Annotated in this window: 17 protein-coding genes; 6 read left to right on the forward strand and 11 right to left on the reverse strand. The window is 70.9% G+C overall.

The features are described from left to right. Positions 1 to 252 precede the first annotated feature (252 nt). The 6 genes from ACFQQJ_RS09150 to ACFQQJ_RS09175 form a co-directional block, all read right to left on the reverse strand. Positions 253 to 1,287 carry a DeoR/GlpR family DNA-binding transcription regulator gene (locus tag ACFQQJ_RS09150; protein WP_377105853.1) on the reverse strand — a complete coding sequence of 345 codons (1,035 nt, stop codon included), beginning with the start codon at positions 1,285 to 1,287 and terminating at the stop codon, positions 253 to 255. Between the two features lie 166 nt (positions 1,288 to 1,453). Beyond that, the gene (locus ACFQQJ_RS09155; protein WP_377105855.1) at positions 1,454 to 2,011 is read right to left on the reverse strand and encodes a GNAT family N-acetyltransferase; all 558 of its coding nucleotides are present in this window, start codon (positions 2,009 to 2,011) and stop codon (positions 1,454 to 1,456) included. Positions 2,012 to 2,364: 353 nt separating this feature from the next. Next, on the reverse strand, positions 2,365 to 3,615 hold the full coding sequence (locus ACFQQJ_RS09160) for a DUF1254 domain-containing protein (protein WP_377105856.1): 1,251 nt from the start codon (positions 3,613 to 3,615) through the stop codon (positions 2,365 to 2,367). A gap of 171 nt (positions 3,616 to 3,786) precedes the next feature. Beyond that, positions 3,787 to 4,188 carry a type II toxin-antitoxin system VapC family toxin gene (locus tag ACFQQJ_RS09165; protein ID WP_377105858.1) on the reverse strand — a complete coding sequence of 134 codons (402 nt, stop codon included), beginning with the start codon at positions 4,186 to 4,188 and terminating at the stop codon, positions 3,787 to 3,789. Beyond that, the gene (locus tag ACFQQJ_RS09170; RefSeq protein WP_377105859.1) at positions 4,175 to 4,405 is read right to left on the reverse strand and encodes a hypothetical protein; all 231 of its coding nucleotides are present in this window, start codon (positions 4,403 to 4,405) and stop codon (positions 4,175 to 4,177) included. Before ACFQQJ_RS09170 ends, ACFQQJ_RS09165 begins: the two co-directional genes overlap by 14 nt. 130 nt (positions 4,406 to 4,535) lie before the next feature. Further along, complete coding sequence (locus ACFQQJ_RS09175; protein ID WP_377105861.1) at positions 4,536 to 4,781, reverse strand: hypothetical protein; 246 nt, start codon at positions 4,779 to 4,781, stop codon at positions 4,536 to 4,538. Positions 4,782 to 4,868: 87 nt separating this feature from the next. On the opposite strand from ACFQQJ_RS09175, the gene ACFQQJ_RS09180 reads away from it, so the two are divergent. Then, positions 4,869 to 6,182: a radical SAM protein gene (locus tag ACFQQJ_RS09180; protein ID WP_377105863.1), complete on the forward strand. Its 1,314-nt coding sequence runs from the start codon at positions 4,869 to 4,871 to the stop codon at positions 6,180 to 6,182. On the opposite strand, the gene ACFQQJ_RS09185 is transcribed toward ACFQQJ_RS09180, so the two are convergent. Together ACFQQJ_RS09185 and ACFQQJ_RS09190 are read right to left on the reverse strand one after the other, a co-directional pair. Next, on the reverse strand, positions 6,179 to 7,126 hold the full coding sequence (locus ACFQQJ_RS09185; RefSeq protein ID WP_377105865.1) for a radical SAM protein: 948 nt from the start codon (positions 7,124 to 7,126) through the stop codon (positions 6,179 to 6,181). The genes ACFQQJ_RS09180 and ACFQQJ_RS09185 overlap by 4 nt on opposite strands. Further along, positions 7,123 to 7,404, reverse strand: coding sequence for an SHOCT domain-containing protein (locus ACFQQJ_RS09190; protein WP_377105867.1), 282 nt, complete (start codon positions 7,402 to 7,404; stop codon positions 7,123 to 7,125). Before ACFQQJ_RS09190 ends, ACFQQJ_RS09185 begins: the two co-directional genes overlap by 4 nt. 182 nt (positions 7,405 to 7,586) lie before the next feature. Here ACFQQJ_RS09190 and ACFQQJ_RS09195 point away from each other — a divergent pair, with 182 nt between their 5' ends. The 5 genes from ACFQQJ_RS09195 to ACFQQJ_RS09215 all read left to right on the forward strand — a co-directional run bounded on the left by ACFQQJ_RS09195 (position 7,587) and on the right by ACFQQJ_RS09215 (position 10,938). Beyond that, positions 7,587 to 8,297 (forward strand): hypothetical protein, encoded by a 711-nt coding sequence (locus ACFQQJ_RS09195; RefSeq protein ID WP_377105869.1) that lies wholly within the window; start codon positions 7,587 to 7,589, stop codon positions 8,295 to 8,297. A gap of 55 nt (positions 8,298 to 8,352) precedes the next feature. Further along, the gene (locus tag ACFQQJ_RS09200; RefSeq protein ID WP_377105871.1) at positions 8,353 to 8,649 is read left to right on the forward strand and encodes a hypothetical protein; all 297 of its coding nucleotides are present in this window, start codon (positions 8,353 to 8,355) and stop codon (positions 8,647 to 8,649) included. Between the two features lie 87 nt (positions 8,650 to 8,736). Next, a complete protein-coding gene (locus ACFQQJ_RS09205) occupies positions 8,737 to 9,183 on the forward strand; it encodes a hypothetical protein (RefSeq protein WP_377105873.1) in 447 nt (148 codons plus the stop codon). 52 nt (positions 9,184 to 9,235) lie between these two features. After that, entirely contained in the window at positions 9,236 to 9,517 is a 282-nt protein-coding gene (locus ACFQQJ_RS09210) for a hypothetical protein (RefSeq protein WP_377105875.1), read from the forward strand. Positions 9,518 to 9,582: 65 nt separating this feature from the next. Beyond that, positions 9,583 to 10,938 (forward strand): FAD-binding oxidoreductase, encoded by a 1,356-nt coding sequence (locus tag ACFQQJ_RS09215; protein ID WP_377105878.1) that lies wholly within the window; start codon positions 9,583 to 9,585, stop codon positions 10,936 to 10,938. A 45-nt stretch (positions 10,939 to 10,983) separates the two neighbouring features. Here ACFQQJ_RS09215 and ACFQQJ_RS09220 read toward each other — a convergent pair whose 3' ends face one another. The 3 genes from ACFQQJ_RS09220 to ACFQQJ_RS09230 form a co-directional block, all read right to left on the reverse strand. Next, a complete protein-coding gene (locus ACFQQJ_RS09220; RefSeq protein ID WP_377105880.1) occupies positions 10,984 to 12,639 on the reverse strand; it encodes a ribulokinase in 1,656 nt (551 codons plus the stop codon). Positions 12,640 to 12,800: 161 nt separating this feature from the next. After that, positions 12,801 to 13,571: an SDR family NAD(P)-dependent oxidoreductase gene (locus tag ACFQQJ_RS09225; RefSeq protein WP_377105882.1), complete on the reverse strand. Its 771-nt coding sequence runs from the start codon at positions 13,569 to 13,571 to the stop codon at positions 12,801 to 12,803. 41 nt (positions 13,572 to 13,612) lie between these two features. Beyond that, complete coding sequence (locus ACFQQJ_RS09230) at positions 13,613 to 14,809, reverse strand: ROK family protein (RefSeq protein WP_377105884.1); 1,197 nt, start codon at positions 14,807 to 14,809, stop codon at positions 13,613 to 13,615. Between the last annotated feature and the right edge of the window lie 77 nt (positions 14,810 to 14,886).

A 14,886-nucleotide genomic window follows, 5' to 3' on the forward strand; every position in this document is an offset into this window, starting at 1 on the left:
GCGAGGGCGTTCCCTCAGGCAAGGCCCTCGCGACGATGCGAGGCCCACAACTGAAAGAAAAACTACACTAAAAGTGAAGAGACGCTGTCGGGTTCGCGCTACTCGCCGTCAGTTTGTGCAGCGAATGTGAAGACGCTGAACGTTTGTGAAGTGCGCGCGAGAGGACGGTCGGCGTCCGACGGTGCCTACCGGCAGGTGATTGCGCCGACGGAGAAGCGCGGTGCTCTCCCGCCACGAGTCAGAGGACGGACGTCACGACCTCGACGGCAGGATCCCCACCGAGGCTGATGGCTGCGATCCACCTCTGTAGCCGCGGATGGTCGCGCCGCAGTGCGGGCACGTTGTCTTGGCGCCGCCCGTCAGGAAGAACTCACGAGCCTCCGCGGGGGTGAGCTCTCGCCGCGGCGATTGTCCGTCGTCCTCGTGGACCAGGCGCCACACGCCATCCAGGTGGAGGCGGAAGGAGAGGCCCGCACAGTACGGGCAGGTGGGGTGCTCGGCCATCGTGACCGTTGGGACGGCTTCCCGCAGGATGGCCAGCTGCTCGGCGCTGGTATCGGGGTCGACCACGGCCTCGGCGAAGTCCGACAGCGAGCCGAACCGGTGCAGCGCGGTGACGGCCCAGTCGGTGTGGTCGACAAGGAGCACCGGGGTGATCGAGGACGCGATCATGGCTTGCTTCACCTGGGACACGGCCTCGACCGGGTGGAAGCACCCGCTCGCACTGATCCCGGTGACCCCGATCAGGCTGTAGTCCGCCCGGAGGCCGGCGACCATGTCGATCGCGGCCTTGCCGACGAGGGACTCGCTGGCGGCGTGGTACTCCCCTCCGGTCAGCAAGAGGCGGATGCCGGGCGCCCGCTTCAACTCCTTCGCCACTGCCAGGGAGTCCGTGATCACCGTGAGCTCCTGGTCGAGCAGCTCGCGCGAGATCTCGACGGCCGCGGTGGAGCAGTCCATGATCACCGTGCTCCCGGAAGGGATCCGTTTGATCACGGCATCGGCGATAGCGGCCTTGCCACGGGCATGCTGCGTGGGGTCCGACAGGGCGTCCGTGTCGTTCTTTCGGTGTGGGGGCGCAAGGGAGACGAGCCCTCTCTGGGAGCGGGTCAGCTGCCCGGACTTCTCCAGGGCCCACAGGTCGCGATAGATGGTGACGCTGGACACGCCGGTCTGGGTCGCGAGGTCCTCCACGCTGATCGCACCGGCCGCCGTCACGAGGTCGACCACCTGGCGGCGACGGGCGCGGACCGACTTCGCCGACGACCGTCCCACACCCGCTGCCATCGCTCGAACCTCCTGCCCGAAGTGTAGACCGGGGTCACCTCACCAGCCGGGGTGCGGCAGGCTCCCTCGTTGTGTCGTCGAAGGCCGACTGGAAGCCCGCGATTGCCCTGGGGCTCGAGCTCCATCAGCGTGCGCGGACGGCCGATGCGCGCGCTGTGACGCGCTGTCACATCGAGGCGGGACGCGTCCGCCACTCGGCGTCGTTCATCGCGTAGACGAGGTTGCCGTCCCAGGCCCCACGGCACCAGTAGGACTTGGGTGCCAGCGACTCGACGGGCATTCCCAGCCGTTCGAGCAGCTTCGCCGAGCGCACATTCTCCGGCGACAGTTGGCCGAAGATCCGGTGGCACCCGAGGCGCTCGATCGGATCGGCGACCACGGCGGAGGCGGCCTCGCACGCGAACCCCCTGCCTTGGAACTCGGTCCGCAGGGTGAAGCCGATCTCGGCGACGCCCCCATGCTCGTCGAGTCTCACGTAGAGGTCGCCGATGAGTTCGCCGTCCCGTTCGATACCGATCTGACGCGGTTCGCCAGGGAGGACGTCGACCCACCCCGTCTGGGCCGCGACGTGCCGCTCCACCCGCTCCCGCGACACGGGAAGGTCCCAGTCCTGTAGTGCCGCCACGTCCGGGTCGTTGCGGTAGGCGAGGATAACGTCGATGTCCTGCTCACGCAGCGGGCGCAGAATCAGGTGCTCCGTGCGGAGGGGGTAGGGCGAACTCATGCGTTCAGCATCCCCACTGCGTGCCAGCGCGACAAGCGGAGACCCGGCCGGCGCCTGAGGGGGCAAAGTCGCATGGTCTTGCGCAGCTCCCAGGTAGGGCCAGCATTCGTGGCTCACCCGTCGAAGCTACTGAGGGACGGGGCTATTCGGCACCGAGCCAAGCAGGGCAGCCACGTTGTTACCCGCATCCTCTCGAGATACCTGGAGGACCCAGTTGAGACCGTTCGCGGTTCTGAGGTCGAGGCCGCCGGCCAGCATGATCGGCAGCTCAGGGTTGTCTTTGTGGCGCCTGTCGGGTCCGCCTTTGGTGGGTGCCCCGCGGCCGCGCCCTGTGGTCGGTGGTCTCCCGAGGCTCAAGCCACTTCGAACACGGGCATCGGGAAGCCGTTGTCCTGAATGTCCTGGCTCGGGCCGTAAAGTCGGACGATCACATAGGAGTCCTTTTCGGGCAGCGGGAGGTAGTTGCTGTTGTCGCGGTTGCGTTCGGCGTCGGCACTGAGCTCGATGGTGTAGTAGCCCTCGGCATCGGGGGTGAGGGTACGGTCGCCGCGGCTGTGCCGGTTCAGCGCATTCGGGGCCATCAGCCGGTTGTCGTTCCCGTAGACGGTGAACGACCAGAACTCGCTGACGTCCGGAGGAAGGAATCGGACTCGGTAGGACTTGCCGTTCGCGCCGTTGAGGGGCAGGCCATCCGACCCGGTCTCGGTCTTGAGATAGACGGACTCCACCGGTGGAAGGCCCCACTGGCCGAGGTAGGTACCCTCAGCAAAGACGTCGCGCTGCTCGGACTGAAGGTCGGCTCGCGTGCCCAGAAGCCGCTTGGAGTTGGTCATCTGCGGAGCGAGTGCGCGGAGGTGCTCCATTCCCAGCCGTTCGCCACGGGCGGCCGCCTCCCGTTGCTCGGGAGTGAAGTCGTCCTTCCCCGGCGCGAGGCCGATCTCGCCGTATCGGGCCAACCAGTCAGCATCTGTCCTTGCCATCGAGCCGTCTGCGAGCACGAAGTTCACTCGCTCAAGCCAGGTGGTCGAATCCGGGTCAGGGAACGACCGCTGCGTCGGAGGAGGCGGGGTCGATCCGGTCACTTCCGACAGACCTTGAACTCGCCACTTGTCCTGAAGCGCTCGCGCAGGTGCGAGATCATCCCCCCCGACGGTCATGATCCGCCCCATGACCTTGATGAGGTTTGAGTCCGAGCGGACCACCTCGTCGATCCCCTCAGGAACCTCACCACTCCAGTCCCCGCCGGCGAAGAGGAACCGGCCGCCGGCGGTGCCGCGCGTGCGGGACCCAATCATGGCGTTGGTGTAGTGACCGAGGTCCATCGTGTGCAGGATCCAGTACCGGCCCTCGTCGTGGTCGGGGATCGTCACGACCACCGGCTCGCTGGCCACATCGAACCACCCCTGCAGGTGGAGGGTGTCGTTGTTGATCGTGGGGTGCGCGGTGTAGGTGTCGTCCGCGAGGTCCGTCAGGAGTTGGAACTCGTTGATGGGGCGACCCGGCTGGATCGTCGTCTCGTAGAGGAACTTGTACGCCTCGTCGATCGAGTACCCGTAGAGATAGGCATCCACGGCCAGCTGGTCAGAAATCTGGATGTGCTCCACACAAAGGAGTCTAGGAAGATTCGAAGCGGGTGTCACCGAGATTGCACCGTCACTGCTGGCGGCAGATGAGGTCGCGGCCGGGCAGCCGGAGGCTACCGTCCGCGGCGCGGCAGATGAGGTCGCGGCCGGGCAGCCGGAGGCTACCGTCCGCGGCGCGGCATGATCGCGAAGTCAGCGACTGGCCTTGATGACCTCGATGCTGCAGCGGGGGCCGGTGGATCGGGCGAGACGCTGATCGCCGGTGAGGAGGGGCACCTCAAGCGCTTCGGCCAGCGCTACGTAGGCAGCGTCATAGATCGTGAGGTTGTCGCGCAGTTCCCAGCACCGGGTCAGCAGCGGAGTGTGCTCGACCCGCTGGATCGGCAGGTCCCGCAGATCATCCAGGGCAAGCCCGACCCGACGAGAATCGACCTGCCCGGCACGGGCCAGGCCGCGCCAGACCGAGACCACCTCGAGGTCGATCATGGACGGCGCGGCGAGCTGCTCACCGAGCAACCTGCTGCGCACCGTGTCGCCGTCCGGGCCGTCGTCGAGCAGGGCGACAGACAGGACGCTGGCATCAATGACGAGCACGGTCGAACCGCAACGCGCTCACCGCGTCCGCCAACGGCAGCGACCCGCCTGCCCTGCCCCCGGCGCGGGCCAACACCTCGTCCAGCGTGGGCCGGGCCGCCTCCGCGATCAGCCTCGAGCGCAGGTACTCCTGTAGCGACTGGTGTGCCGCGCTTGCCCGCTGCCGCAGGACCGCGTGAGTGTCCTCGGGTACATCCTTGATCTGAATATTCGGCATGGAGCCATTATGGCGCCCTGGGCGCCGATTCGGAAGCATACGCAGATCGGCAGAATCGTGCGTCCCATGAGCGGGTGCGGCTCTGCGTATCGCTCTCACGCACCTACTCCCGGCGCGTTGGAGGAGGACGTCAGTTCTCGGCGCGGCGCACCATCTCCTCGGCGATCCAGCGGGCGGTCTCGCGGGTGCACGCGCCCGGGTCGCCGAAGCTGACGGCGAACACGCCGGTGATCTCGGTCAGCTGGGGGACGCCGCGCAGCCCGAGGATCGCGTCCGCCTCCGCCGCGTACTCGTCGACGGGGGCGCCCTCGGCCACCAGCCCCACCGGGTCGGCCTCGGCAAGGATCCGGATGAGCTCTTCGCGCGTGATGGCCATGGCCCGAGCCTAGAAGACCGCGGGGCCTCCCGCCGCACCTGACCGTCACCCGCCTCGGGCGGGTCACCGGTCTGCGACGATGGCGGTATGGGCTCGGGAAGGTCGTCGGGCCGCCTGCGTCACCCCGCGGAGCCGGTGGTGGGGGACGCCGCGCGCGTCGTCGGGCTGGTCGACGGTCCGCTCGGCGCCTACGTGCACGTGCCCTTCTGCTCCCGCATCTGCCCGTTCTGCCCCTACAACAAGGTCGTTCCGCGCACCGGGCAGCCCGAACGGTACTTCGACGCGCTGCTGGCCGAGGCACGCGGCTACGTCGACGCGGGTGTGGCCGGGGGGACGGGCTTCACGTCCCTGTACGTGGGCGGTGGCACGCCGACGCTCTTTCCCGACCTGCTCGGGCCGGTGCTCGACGCGCTCCCGGTGACGGGGGAGCGTGCGATCGAGGTGCTGCCGTCCCACGCGACGCCCGAACGCCTGGACGAGCTGCGCCGGCTCGGCTTCACCGCGGTCAGCGTCGGCGTCCAGTCGTTCTCGGATGAGGTGCTGCGCCACCTGCGCCGTCCGCACGACGCGCGGCAGGCACGTGCGGCCCTCGAGGACGCCGTGGGACGGTTCGACCTCGTCGACGCCGACCTGATCCTCGACGTCGAGTACGACGACGCCCACGCCGGGTCGTTCCTGCGCGATCTGGTCGGCTGCTTCGAGCTCGGCGTGCACCAGGTCTCCACCTACCCGCTGATGCGGTTCGGCTACACCGCCTTCGGGCCGGCCGCCCACGACCGCCGCCGCGAGCACGAAGTGCTGGCCGAGGCCACACGGCTGGCCCGCGAGCACGGGTACGAGCGGCGATCGGTGTGGACGTTCAACCGTCCCGACGCCCCCAGCTACACCTCGATCACCCGGCGGCGCTTCCTCGGCCTGGGCGCCGGGGCGTCGTCCTTCCTCGGCCGCGACTTCCTGGTGAACCACTTCGGCGTCGAGACCTACGTCGCCGCGCTCGACGCCGGACGGCTGCCGGTCGCGCAGCGCATGCACCTCGGACGCCTCGGTGGGCCGCTCTACGACGCCTTCTGGCAGGCGTACTCCGGGCGGCTGTGCCCGCCGGCGCGCGGCTCGTCCGAGCCCGCGGGGGTGCTGCTGCGCCCGGCGGCGGCCCTCTTGGCGGCTGGCGGGCTGCTCACGCCGGCCGGGCCGGGCGGCTGCCGGGCCCTCACCCCGCGGGGCTTCGACCGGTACCACGACCTCGAGCGCTGGGTGACCTACCACCTGATCGAGCCGCTGTGGTCGCAGATGCTCGCCGAGCACGCGCACGAGGGCGGACGCGCCGGCTGGGCGGCGCCGGAGTCCGCGCACCGGCGCCGGCTCTGGACGGTCGTGGAGGCCCTCACCCGGCGTCCGCTCTAGGGTCGCGCCGCCCGTCCGCGCAGCAGGGACGGGTACCGGCGGACGACCTCGGCCACCACCGCCGGATCACCGCGGAACAGCAGGGACAGCTCGGCGGCGAAGGTGAAGCCGCACTGCTCGCACAGGCCGGGGATCTCGCTGCACCGCCCGCACGTCCACTGCTCGCCGTCCTCGACCACGACGCACTGCGGGCACGGGCGCGGGGCCGACAGGTCCGCGACCCGCGGCAGGGCAGCGGCGAGGTTCACCACCGGGTAGCCGTCCCTGATCAGGGCCGTGATGCGCTCGCACACGTCCCGGCGCTGCTCCGGTTCCAGAGTGAGCGCCTCGGTGCCCGGGTAGGGGGTGTGCAGGTTGTAGGACACCCCGCGCACCGCCGGCAGCGCGGTGGCCAGCCGGGCCACGTCCTCGACGTCATCGACGTTCTCCCGGTTCACGGCCATGTAGAGGCACAGGTTGGGCGTCGTCGCGGTCTCGATGGCGGCCAGGATCCGGTCGTAGGTCCGTCCCCGGATCGCGTCGTGGTGCTCGCGCGTCCCGTCCAGGCTGACCAGCACCAGGTCGGCCTCGGGAAGGTCGACGCCGCGCGTCCCGTTCGTCACCACGCCCACCCAGCCGAAGCCGAGCGAGCGTGCCTCGGCGATCACATCGTGCAGGGTCCGCGTCCCGTCGTGCCACAGCAGCGGTTCGCCCCCGTAGAGCAGCAGGATGCGCACGCCCTGGGCGCGCAGCCGCCGCAGATCCTGTTGCAGGGTCGCGAACGGGTAGTCGACCCTGCGCAGGTTGGCCACCGCGCAGTGGCGGCAGGCGAGGTTGCAGCGGTCGGTCACGATCAGCGAGCCGACGATCGGGTCGCGCCGGCGGAACAGCACCGTGCTCAGGCCGAACCACCCCAGCCCTGCCCAGAAGCCGAGCCGGGAGCGGGCCGGGGTGGCGGTGGTCATGGGGTGCCGCCGGCGTCCCCGGTGAGCACGTCGCGCATCGCGCGGTACTGGGACGCATCGAGCTCGCCGCGCGCGAACCGCTCCCGCAGCACCGTCAGCGCGGGGTCGGCGTCGTCGCCGGAGCACGGATGCGGAGGCCACCGGCGGTCGAGTTCGCGTCGCGCGATGACGAGGGCCCCGGCCCAGAAGGCCAGGTAGGCGGCCATCGAGGCCAGCCCGGACAGGCGGGTGTCCCGCCCCGACAGCAGTCGACCACTCGGACCGTAGAACGGATGCACACTGACCACCCCCACGCGTCGACGCACTTCCAGCCTAGAGCCGTGCGAGGGGTGCGAGGCGATCCCCGGAGAAGTCCGCCGCGGCCTCTCCGGCGGGGTCGCGGAGGCCTAGAATTGATCCTGCGGGGGCCCGCCGAGGCGGCCAGACCGGTTGCCACGCGACCGCCCGCAGGAGGTCAGTCATGACCGACCAGGAACTCGCGTTCCAGTGGGACGCGGACCACCGTCTCGCCGCCACCACCGCGCTCGCCTCAGGCGTCCTCGTCCTCCTCGGCACGGCGTTGGTGTTCAGCGTGGGGATGGGGCCGATCGAAGCCCTCATCGCCGGCCAGCCCGCCGCGCCCTTCGGGGTGACGGTGCTCGGCGGGCTGCTGCTCATCGTGGACGTCGCGCTGCTGGCGTTCGTCGTCGCGCTGGCGCACGCCTTCACCGAGGGCCGCTCGTTCGGGCTCACGGTGACGACCGCGGTCGCGTCCCTCGCCACCGCCGCAGCCGCCGGCGTGCACCTGACCTGGGCGCACCTGGCCACGTCCCCGGAGACGGAGGCGCCGGCGCAGGTCACCCAGTTCGCCACGTGGCTCGCTGTGAACCTGTGGATGCTGCCCCTGTTCGGGCTGCTCGTCGGCGCCACGCTCGCCGCGCTCGCCCTTGCCCTGCGGCACAGCCCGTTCCGGTTCGCGCGGCGGATCGGGACGGCGTCCGCCGTGATCGGTGCGCTGCTCCTGCTTCTGGCACCGTTCAGCGGCTTCGGGCCCGAGCAGCCGGCCTTCATCGCCGTGGCGGCGATCATGCTCTCCACAGGCGCGATCAGCGTGCTGCTGCTCGTCGCGCTCGTCCGGCTCGGACTGCTGCTGGCCGGGTCGCGCCGGAGGGCGTCCGTGCCTGTCGGGTGAGGTGTTCGGAGCGAACCAGCCGTGCGGGGCCGCTCGCGGGGCTAGCGTGTGAACCGTGCCCGCCAGCGTGAACCCGACGACGCCGTGGCGGCCGGCGTGGGCCGTCGTGGTCGCCCTCGTCGTCCTCGTGGCCTGCATCCCTCTCGGATTCGCCTTCATCCGGCTGATCCTGTTGTCCAACGGTGACCCGGTGGGTCTTTTCGTCGGAGGGCTGGGGACGCTCGCCACGCTGCCGCCCGCCTTCGCGATGATCCGCTACCTCGCCCGCGGGGGACGAACCGCCTTCGCCGTCGGTGCGATCTGGGGCGGGCTCACCATCGGGATGAACCTGCTGGCGATGCTGCCGCACTGACCGGTCGAGGGTGCGGGGCTGGCGTCCCGGTGCAACGAAACCCCGCCGGACCGCGTGGAGAGGGAAACCGAGCGGGAGGATCCGGCGATGCGTCCACTGGTGTTGCTCGCGGTCGTGCTGACGGGGTGCACCGCGATCCCGGCTGCCCCGGCCGCGCCGCCGAGCCCTGAGCCGGTCGTGCTGCTGCTCAAGGCGGAGGCCAGGGGCGGGCTGTGCGTGACCGGGACAACCTGCGAGTCGAGCATCACGGTGCTGAGCGACGGCACCTGGACCGCGGTGGGCAACGGCGGGACGCGGTCCGGCACCCTGCCGGGCGGCCGGGTCGCCGCCCTCGCCGACGCCGTCGCGCAGACCGGCCTGGCCGAGGCGCCGCCGTTCACCGGCACCTGCCCGATCGCCTACGACGGCCAGGAGCAGGTGCTCACCTGGCTCGAGGCGGGCGCGCAGGTCAGCATCGCGTCCTGCGAGCGCGAGTTCGACCCGGACGACCCGCTGGTCGCCGCGGCCGCCGAGCTCTCGACCGAGCTGGGCTGACCCGATCGGTGGGGCCCTTCCCGGCGGCGACGAGCGATGGGAGGCTGTGCCCATGGCCCGGATCCTGCCGCCGCCGGCGGAGCGCTTCGACCCGATCACCGCGCGCTGGCTGACCCCGGGCGGCCCGCTCCACGACCCGCAGCGCGACAGCCTTGACCCCGACCACGGTGAGCCCGTGCGGGTCGTCGAGCCCGTCCCGCGGGAGCTGGCCGAGGCTGACGAGTCGAGCGCTGGAGGAGCGCGGGAAGCCCGCAATCGCCAGTTGCTCGTGCTCGCCGTGGTGGCGCTCGCCGCCGGCATGATCGTCGGTGGGTTCGTGGTCGGCTGGCCCTAGAGGCTTTGCGTAGTCGGCGCCGTGGGGGTGTCGGAGTGTCGGTGCCCGCCCGTAGCGTGGCCGGCATGTCGCTCGACCAGCTTGCTTCCACCCTCGAGGGTGCCCTCGTCCTGCCGGGCTCGGCGGACTTCGACACGGCGCGGCTCTACCACGGCCGAACCGGCGAGCCGGCCGCAGTGGTGCGCGTCGCCGGCGTCACTGATGTGGTGGCGGCGCTCGCCGCGGCCCGCGCGGAAGGCCTGCCCGTCGCCGTGCGCGGCGGTGGCCACAGCAACTGGGAGTCGCTCCCGGGAGCCCTGGTGGTCGACCTGGGGGACCTGCGCCGGGTCGAGGTGGACGGGGGGCCGCCGGCGGCCGATGGCGGGCGCCTGGTGCACGTGAGCGGCGGCGCGACCTGGGGTGAGGTCGCCGACGAACTCGGCCGGCACGGCCTCGCGGTCAGCTCCGGCGACACCCGCTCGGTGGGCGTCGGCGGACTGACCCTCGGGGCCGGCATCGGCTGGGTCGTTCGCCGCTGGGGGCTGGCGCTCGACCAGCTCACCGGCGTGCAACTGGTCACGGCTCGTGGCGAGGTGCTCGAGGTGTCCGTGTCCTCCCACCCGGAACTGTTCTGGGGGGTGCGCGGCGGCGGGGGCAACCTCGGGGTCGTGACGCGGTTCGACTTCCTCGCCCATCCGCTCGCCGGCATCGTGCACGCACGCCTCACCCTCGACGGCTCCGACCTCGCAGCGCTGGTCCGGGCCTTCCGGGACGTGATGCGCGCGGCTCCGCGCGAGCTCAACGGGTCGCTCGTGCGCACCCCCGCGATGGGCCCGGACATGCCCGGCCAGACAACGCTCGAACTGGCGTGGGCCGGACCTGACGAGGACGCCGCCCGCGTGGCCTTCGCGCCGCTGCTCGCCCTTCCCCAGGTGCAGTCCTCGGAGGTGGCGGCGGCGCAGTACCGCGACCTTTTGCAGGAGGCGCCCGTGCCGCCGCCCGGCATGGTCATGCCGACGATCGTGGACGAGAACGGCTGGTTCGAGTCGCTGGACGATGACCTGATAGACGCGCTCGTGGCGGCGTCCGACGCGGCCGGTGCGCCGATGTTCCTCGTCCGGTGGCTCGGCGGCGCCTTCGGCGACGTGGACCCGGTCGCGACGGCCATCGCCTTCCGCACGGCCGAGGCGTTCGTCCTCACCGCGGGGTTCCTGCCCCCGGGCTCCACCGACGCCGACGCCGCTGGCATGAAGGCCCTGCTGGCCCCCTTCGCCGAGCGCGCGCTCGGCACCTACGGCAACTTCACGAACGCGGTGGCACCCGGCCTGCCCGGACGCATGTACCCCCCGGCGACGCTCGCACGCCTGGCGGCCCTCAAGCGCGAGTGGGACCCGGACAACCTGTTCTCGCGCAACCACAACGTGCTGCCCGAGGGGTCCTGACGGCCAGCGCTCGCCCGGGAACTGCGGCGGAGGTCGGACGAGGGGTCAGGACTGGTCGAAACCTCCCGCGGCCGTCAGGTACTTCGCGTAGACAACGTCGAAGTCGGCCATTCCGGCGGGGGTGGGGGTGAAGTCCGCGGCATACGGCTCGCAGAGTGCCCTCTGTGCCTCCGGAATGGACGCGTACGCCCCGTGGCCGACAGCTGCGTAGATGGCCGAACCGGCCGCGCAGACCTCCTCCACCTTCGAGACCATCACTTCCGTGCCGAGGCCGTCGGCGAGGGCCTGGCAGACGAGCCTGGAGTTGCGGACGACGCCTCCCACGAGGATCACCCGCTCGAACACCGCTCCCGCACCGGAGAGCCCGGCGAAGATGGCCCTGCTGCCGGCAACGGCCGCGTGCAGGAGTGCCCGGTAGAGGTCCACGGCGTCATGGCCGATCCGGAGGTTCAGCAGCGCAGCGCTGGCGTGGTCGTCCAGGTCCGGGTAGCGGCGCCCGTTGATCCAGTCCAGCGCAACGATCCCGGTGGGACGGCGTTCGGACGCCGCGCGCTCGAGCGCGGGCAGGAGCGCGTCCCGGCCGGCGGCGAGCGCCCGATCGACGACTTCTGGGGGCAGGAGCGCTTCCAGCTGGTCGCGGAGGACGGCTTCCCATGGCCAGGTGAGGATGCGGGTGTACCAGGCGAAGAGGTCGCCGAAGGCGGCCTGGCCGGCTTCACCGCCCAGGAAGCCCGGCACGATCGAGTCCTCGGCGACGCCGCACATCGCCCTGATGTCGTGCCCCTCGATGGTGGGGTAGTCGGTGAGGAACATGTCGACCGTCGACGTCCCGACCACCTTGACCAGGGTCCCCGGCACGATGCCGGCCCCGACCGCGCCGGCGTGGGCGTCGAGCGACCCGACGACCACGACAGTGCTCGGGCTGAGGCGGAGGCGACCCGCCCACTCCCCGGTCAGGGTGCCGAGCGGGGTGCCCGCCGGATCAGGCGGCGTCCTGAAGCTCCGGGCCACCCGGGCCAGGTGGGGATCGAGTTCCTCCAGGATGGCCTCGGGGATCATTCCGCCGAGACGACGGTTGAAGAGGGCCTTGTGGCCGGCCGCACACGCATTGCGCGAGAACTGGCTGACGTCGTCCACCCCCGTCAGCAGGTTGGGCAGCCAGTCCGAGTGCTCGACCCAGGACGCCGCATGCCGCCTGATGGTGGGGCTGTGTGTGGCCGCGTGCAGGATCTTCGCCCACCACCACTCCGAGCTGTAGCGCCCCTGATAGGTGGTGAAGTCCGGATCGTGAGCGCTGAGCACCCGCGTCACCCGGTCCGCGGCGTCCGAGGCGGTGTGGTCCTTCCAGAGCCAGAACATGCAGTCCGGATCGTCCTCGTGTCCCGGCAGGAGTGCCAGCGGCACCCCGTGCTGGTCGGTGGGTGCCGGGGTCGACCCGGTCGCGTCGATCGCCAACGCAGCGACCGAGGCCTCGCCCAACACGCGGGCCACCTCCAGGAAGGCCTCTTCGAGTGCCTCGAGATGGTCGAGAGGGTGTTGACGGAACTGGTGACGTTCAGGGACGCAGTACGCGCCGGCGGCCCATCGCTTGAACGGCCGGGTCACGGTCAGGATGCAGGCCGGAACGTCCAGATCCCAGACGCAGACACGGGCGGAATCGGTGCCGAAGTCCACTCCGGCTACCAGGTTTGCCTGCGCCATGTGCGCTCCTCAAGGGTGGGCAGGAAGGCCGGGCGATGGCGCTGTGGCCAGCTGGGACGGTTCCTGCAGGGGTCGGTGTCTGTCGGGCTGGTGCGGTCAGGGTGTCGGCGGTCGTGCGGCGTCCACGGGAGCGTGGCCGCCGCCCCTCCCGGCTCCCGGCCTCACCACAGGGTGTAGCCGCCGTCCACCACCAGGACGGATCCGGTGGCGAAGGTGGAGGCGTCGCTGGCCAGGTAGAGAGCCGCCGGTGCGATCTCGTCAGGGGTTGCGTATCGCTGCATCGGGACCTCGTCGATCCAGTAGTGGCGGTACTCGGGCTTGTCGATGTCCGCGATCTCGGTCTTCACATAGCCCGGCGCGATGGCGTTGACGCGCACGTGGTGGGGCGCCCACTCGGCGGCGAGGGAGCGGGTGAGATGGTGGACGGCCGCCTTGCTGATGCCGTAGGGCGCGTGCCACTGCGGGCGGTTGATGATGAGCCCGGACATCGAGCCGATGTTCACGATGGAGCCGCTGCGTCGGGCCACCATGTGCTGCCCGATCACCTGGCAGCACCGCCAGACGGCCTTCAGGTTGACGTCGAACAGCCGGTCCCACTCGTCCTCGGGAAGAGTGAGCGCGTCCGCGTGGAACCCGATGCCGGCGTTGTTCACCAGGACGTCGATCTGGCCGTGCTCGGCGACGACGGCCCGGGCGAGGTTCTCGACCGAAGCGCGGTCGCTGACGTCGGTGCGAACGGCAGTCGCCTCGCCCGGTCCCACGGCGCTCAGCACGCTCACCGCCTGCTCGTTGCGAGCCTCGTCACGGGCGGCAACGACGACCGTGGCGCCCGCCTCGACGAACGCGCGGGCGATGCCCAGGCCGATGCCGCGATTCGCGCCGGTGACCACCGCCACCTTGCCGTGCAGGGAGAACTGGTCGAGGACTGACACGTGCGTGGTTCCTTTCGTAGGGTGGGGGACTCCCACGGCTTTCAGGCGATGGCGGAAGCTGCCGGGCGAAGGGGCTCCTGCTCCAGCCAGGACGTCACGGCCAGTTGGGCTGCGCCGAGGACGGCGGCGTCGCTGCCCACGCGGGCGGGCACCAGGTGGAGCCGCCGGGTGGCCAGCGGGAGCACGCGGTCGTACACGACCTGCCGGACGCCGCTGAGCATGAGCCCCCCGGCGGCGGCGAGGGAGCCGCCGATGACGATCACCTCGGGGTTGAGCAGGCTGGTCGCGTAGGCGACCGCCTCACCGATCAGGCGCCCCCCCTCGCGGAGGGACTCGAGGACATGCGGGTTCCCCGCCGTGGCGAGTCGCACGATGGTCTCCGTGTCGGTCGCTCCCTGGTCGCCGAGGTCCCGCACGATGGCCCACCCCGCGGTGAGCGCCTCCACGCAGCCGCGATTGCCGCACCGGCACAGCGGCTCGCCGTGGCCGTCGAGCTGGATGTGCCCGATGTCACCCGCCGCGCCCTGCGCACCGTGGTACAGCGCCCCGTTGGTGAAGATCGCGCTGCCGATGCCGGTGCCGACCTTGACGTAGAACAGCGACTGGGTGTCCGGCCACATGCGGGTCTTCTCCGCCACGGCCATCGCGTTGACATCGTTCTCCACGAGGATCGGGACGCCCAGCCGTGCGCCCAGGCGTGCTCTGATGTCGAACCCGTCCCAGCCCTGGAGCACCGAGTACCCGGTGACCCTTCCGGCGGCGAAGTCGACGGGAGCCGGCAACGCGAGGCCGACGCAGATGAGCTCGGGCTGCCCGGCACCCCGTTCCTCCAGCAGGTCCTCGACCGTCGCGGCGATGAAGTCCAGGATGGCCTCCGGCCCGGCGTCCAGCTGCAGCGAGACCTCGCGGCGCGCGACCACGTCCGGATCGAGGGAGCACAACACGATCTGGCTGTGTCGCTCGCCGATGTCGACGGCGGCGACGACGCCGTAGTCGCGATTCACCTCGAGGAGCCGAGCCGGACGACCACCGGACTGCTCGGCGTGCTGCGACTCCCGGACCAGTCCAGAGCCGAAGAGCCGCTCGAGCCTGGCCCCGAGCGCGGTTCTGGAAAGCCCGAACTCTCGCTGGAGGCCTGCGCGCGTCGTGCGGCTCCGCCACAGGCGGGCAGCGAGCTGCAGGTCCTCGGGCTCCAGCGGGCCCGCCTGCATCGCCGGGCGCCCATCGGTCTGGGTCATGACGGCAGACTAGACCGCTTCGTGTAGCGGATCAACAGAAGTTACGATCTTTTGCTTGACATCACGCAAAAGGGAGT

The organism is Propionicimonas sp. T2.31MG-18 (genome assembly GCF_964266745.1).
Taxonomy (GTDB): domain Bacteria; phylum Actinomycetota; class Actinomycetes; order Propionibacteriales; family Propionibacteriaceae; genus Propionicimonas.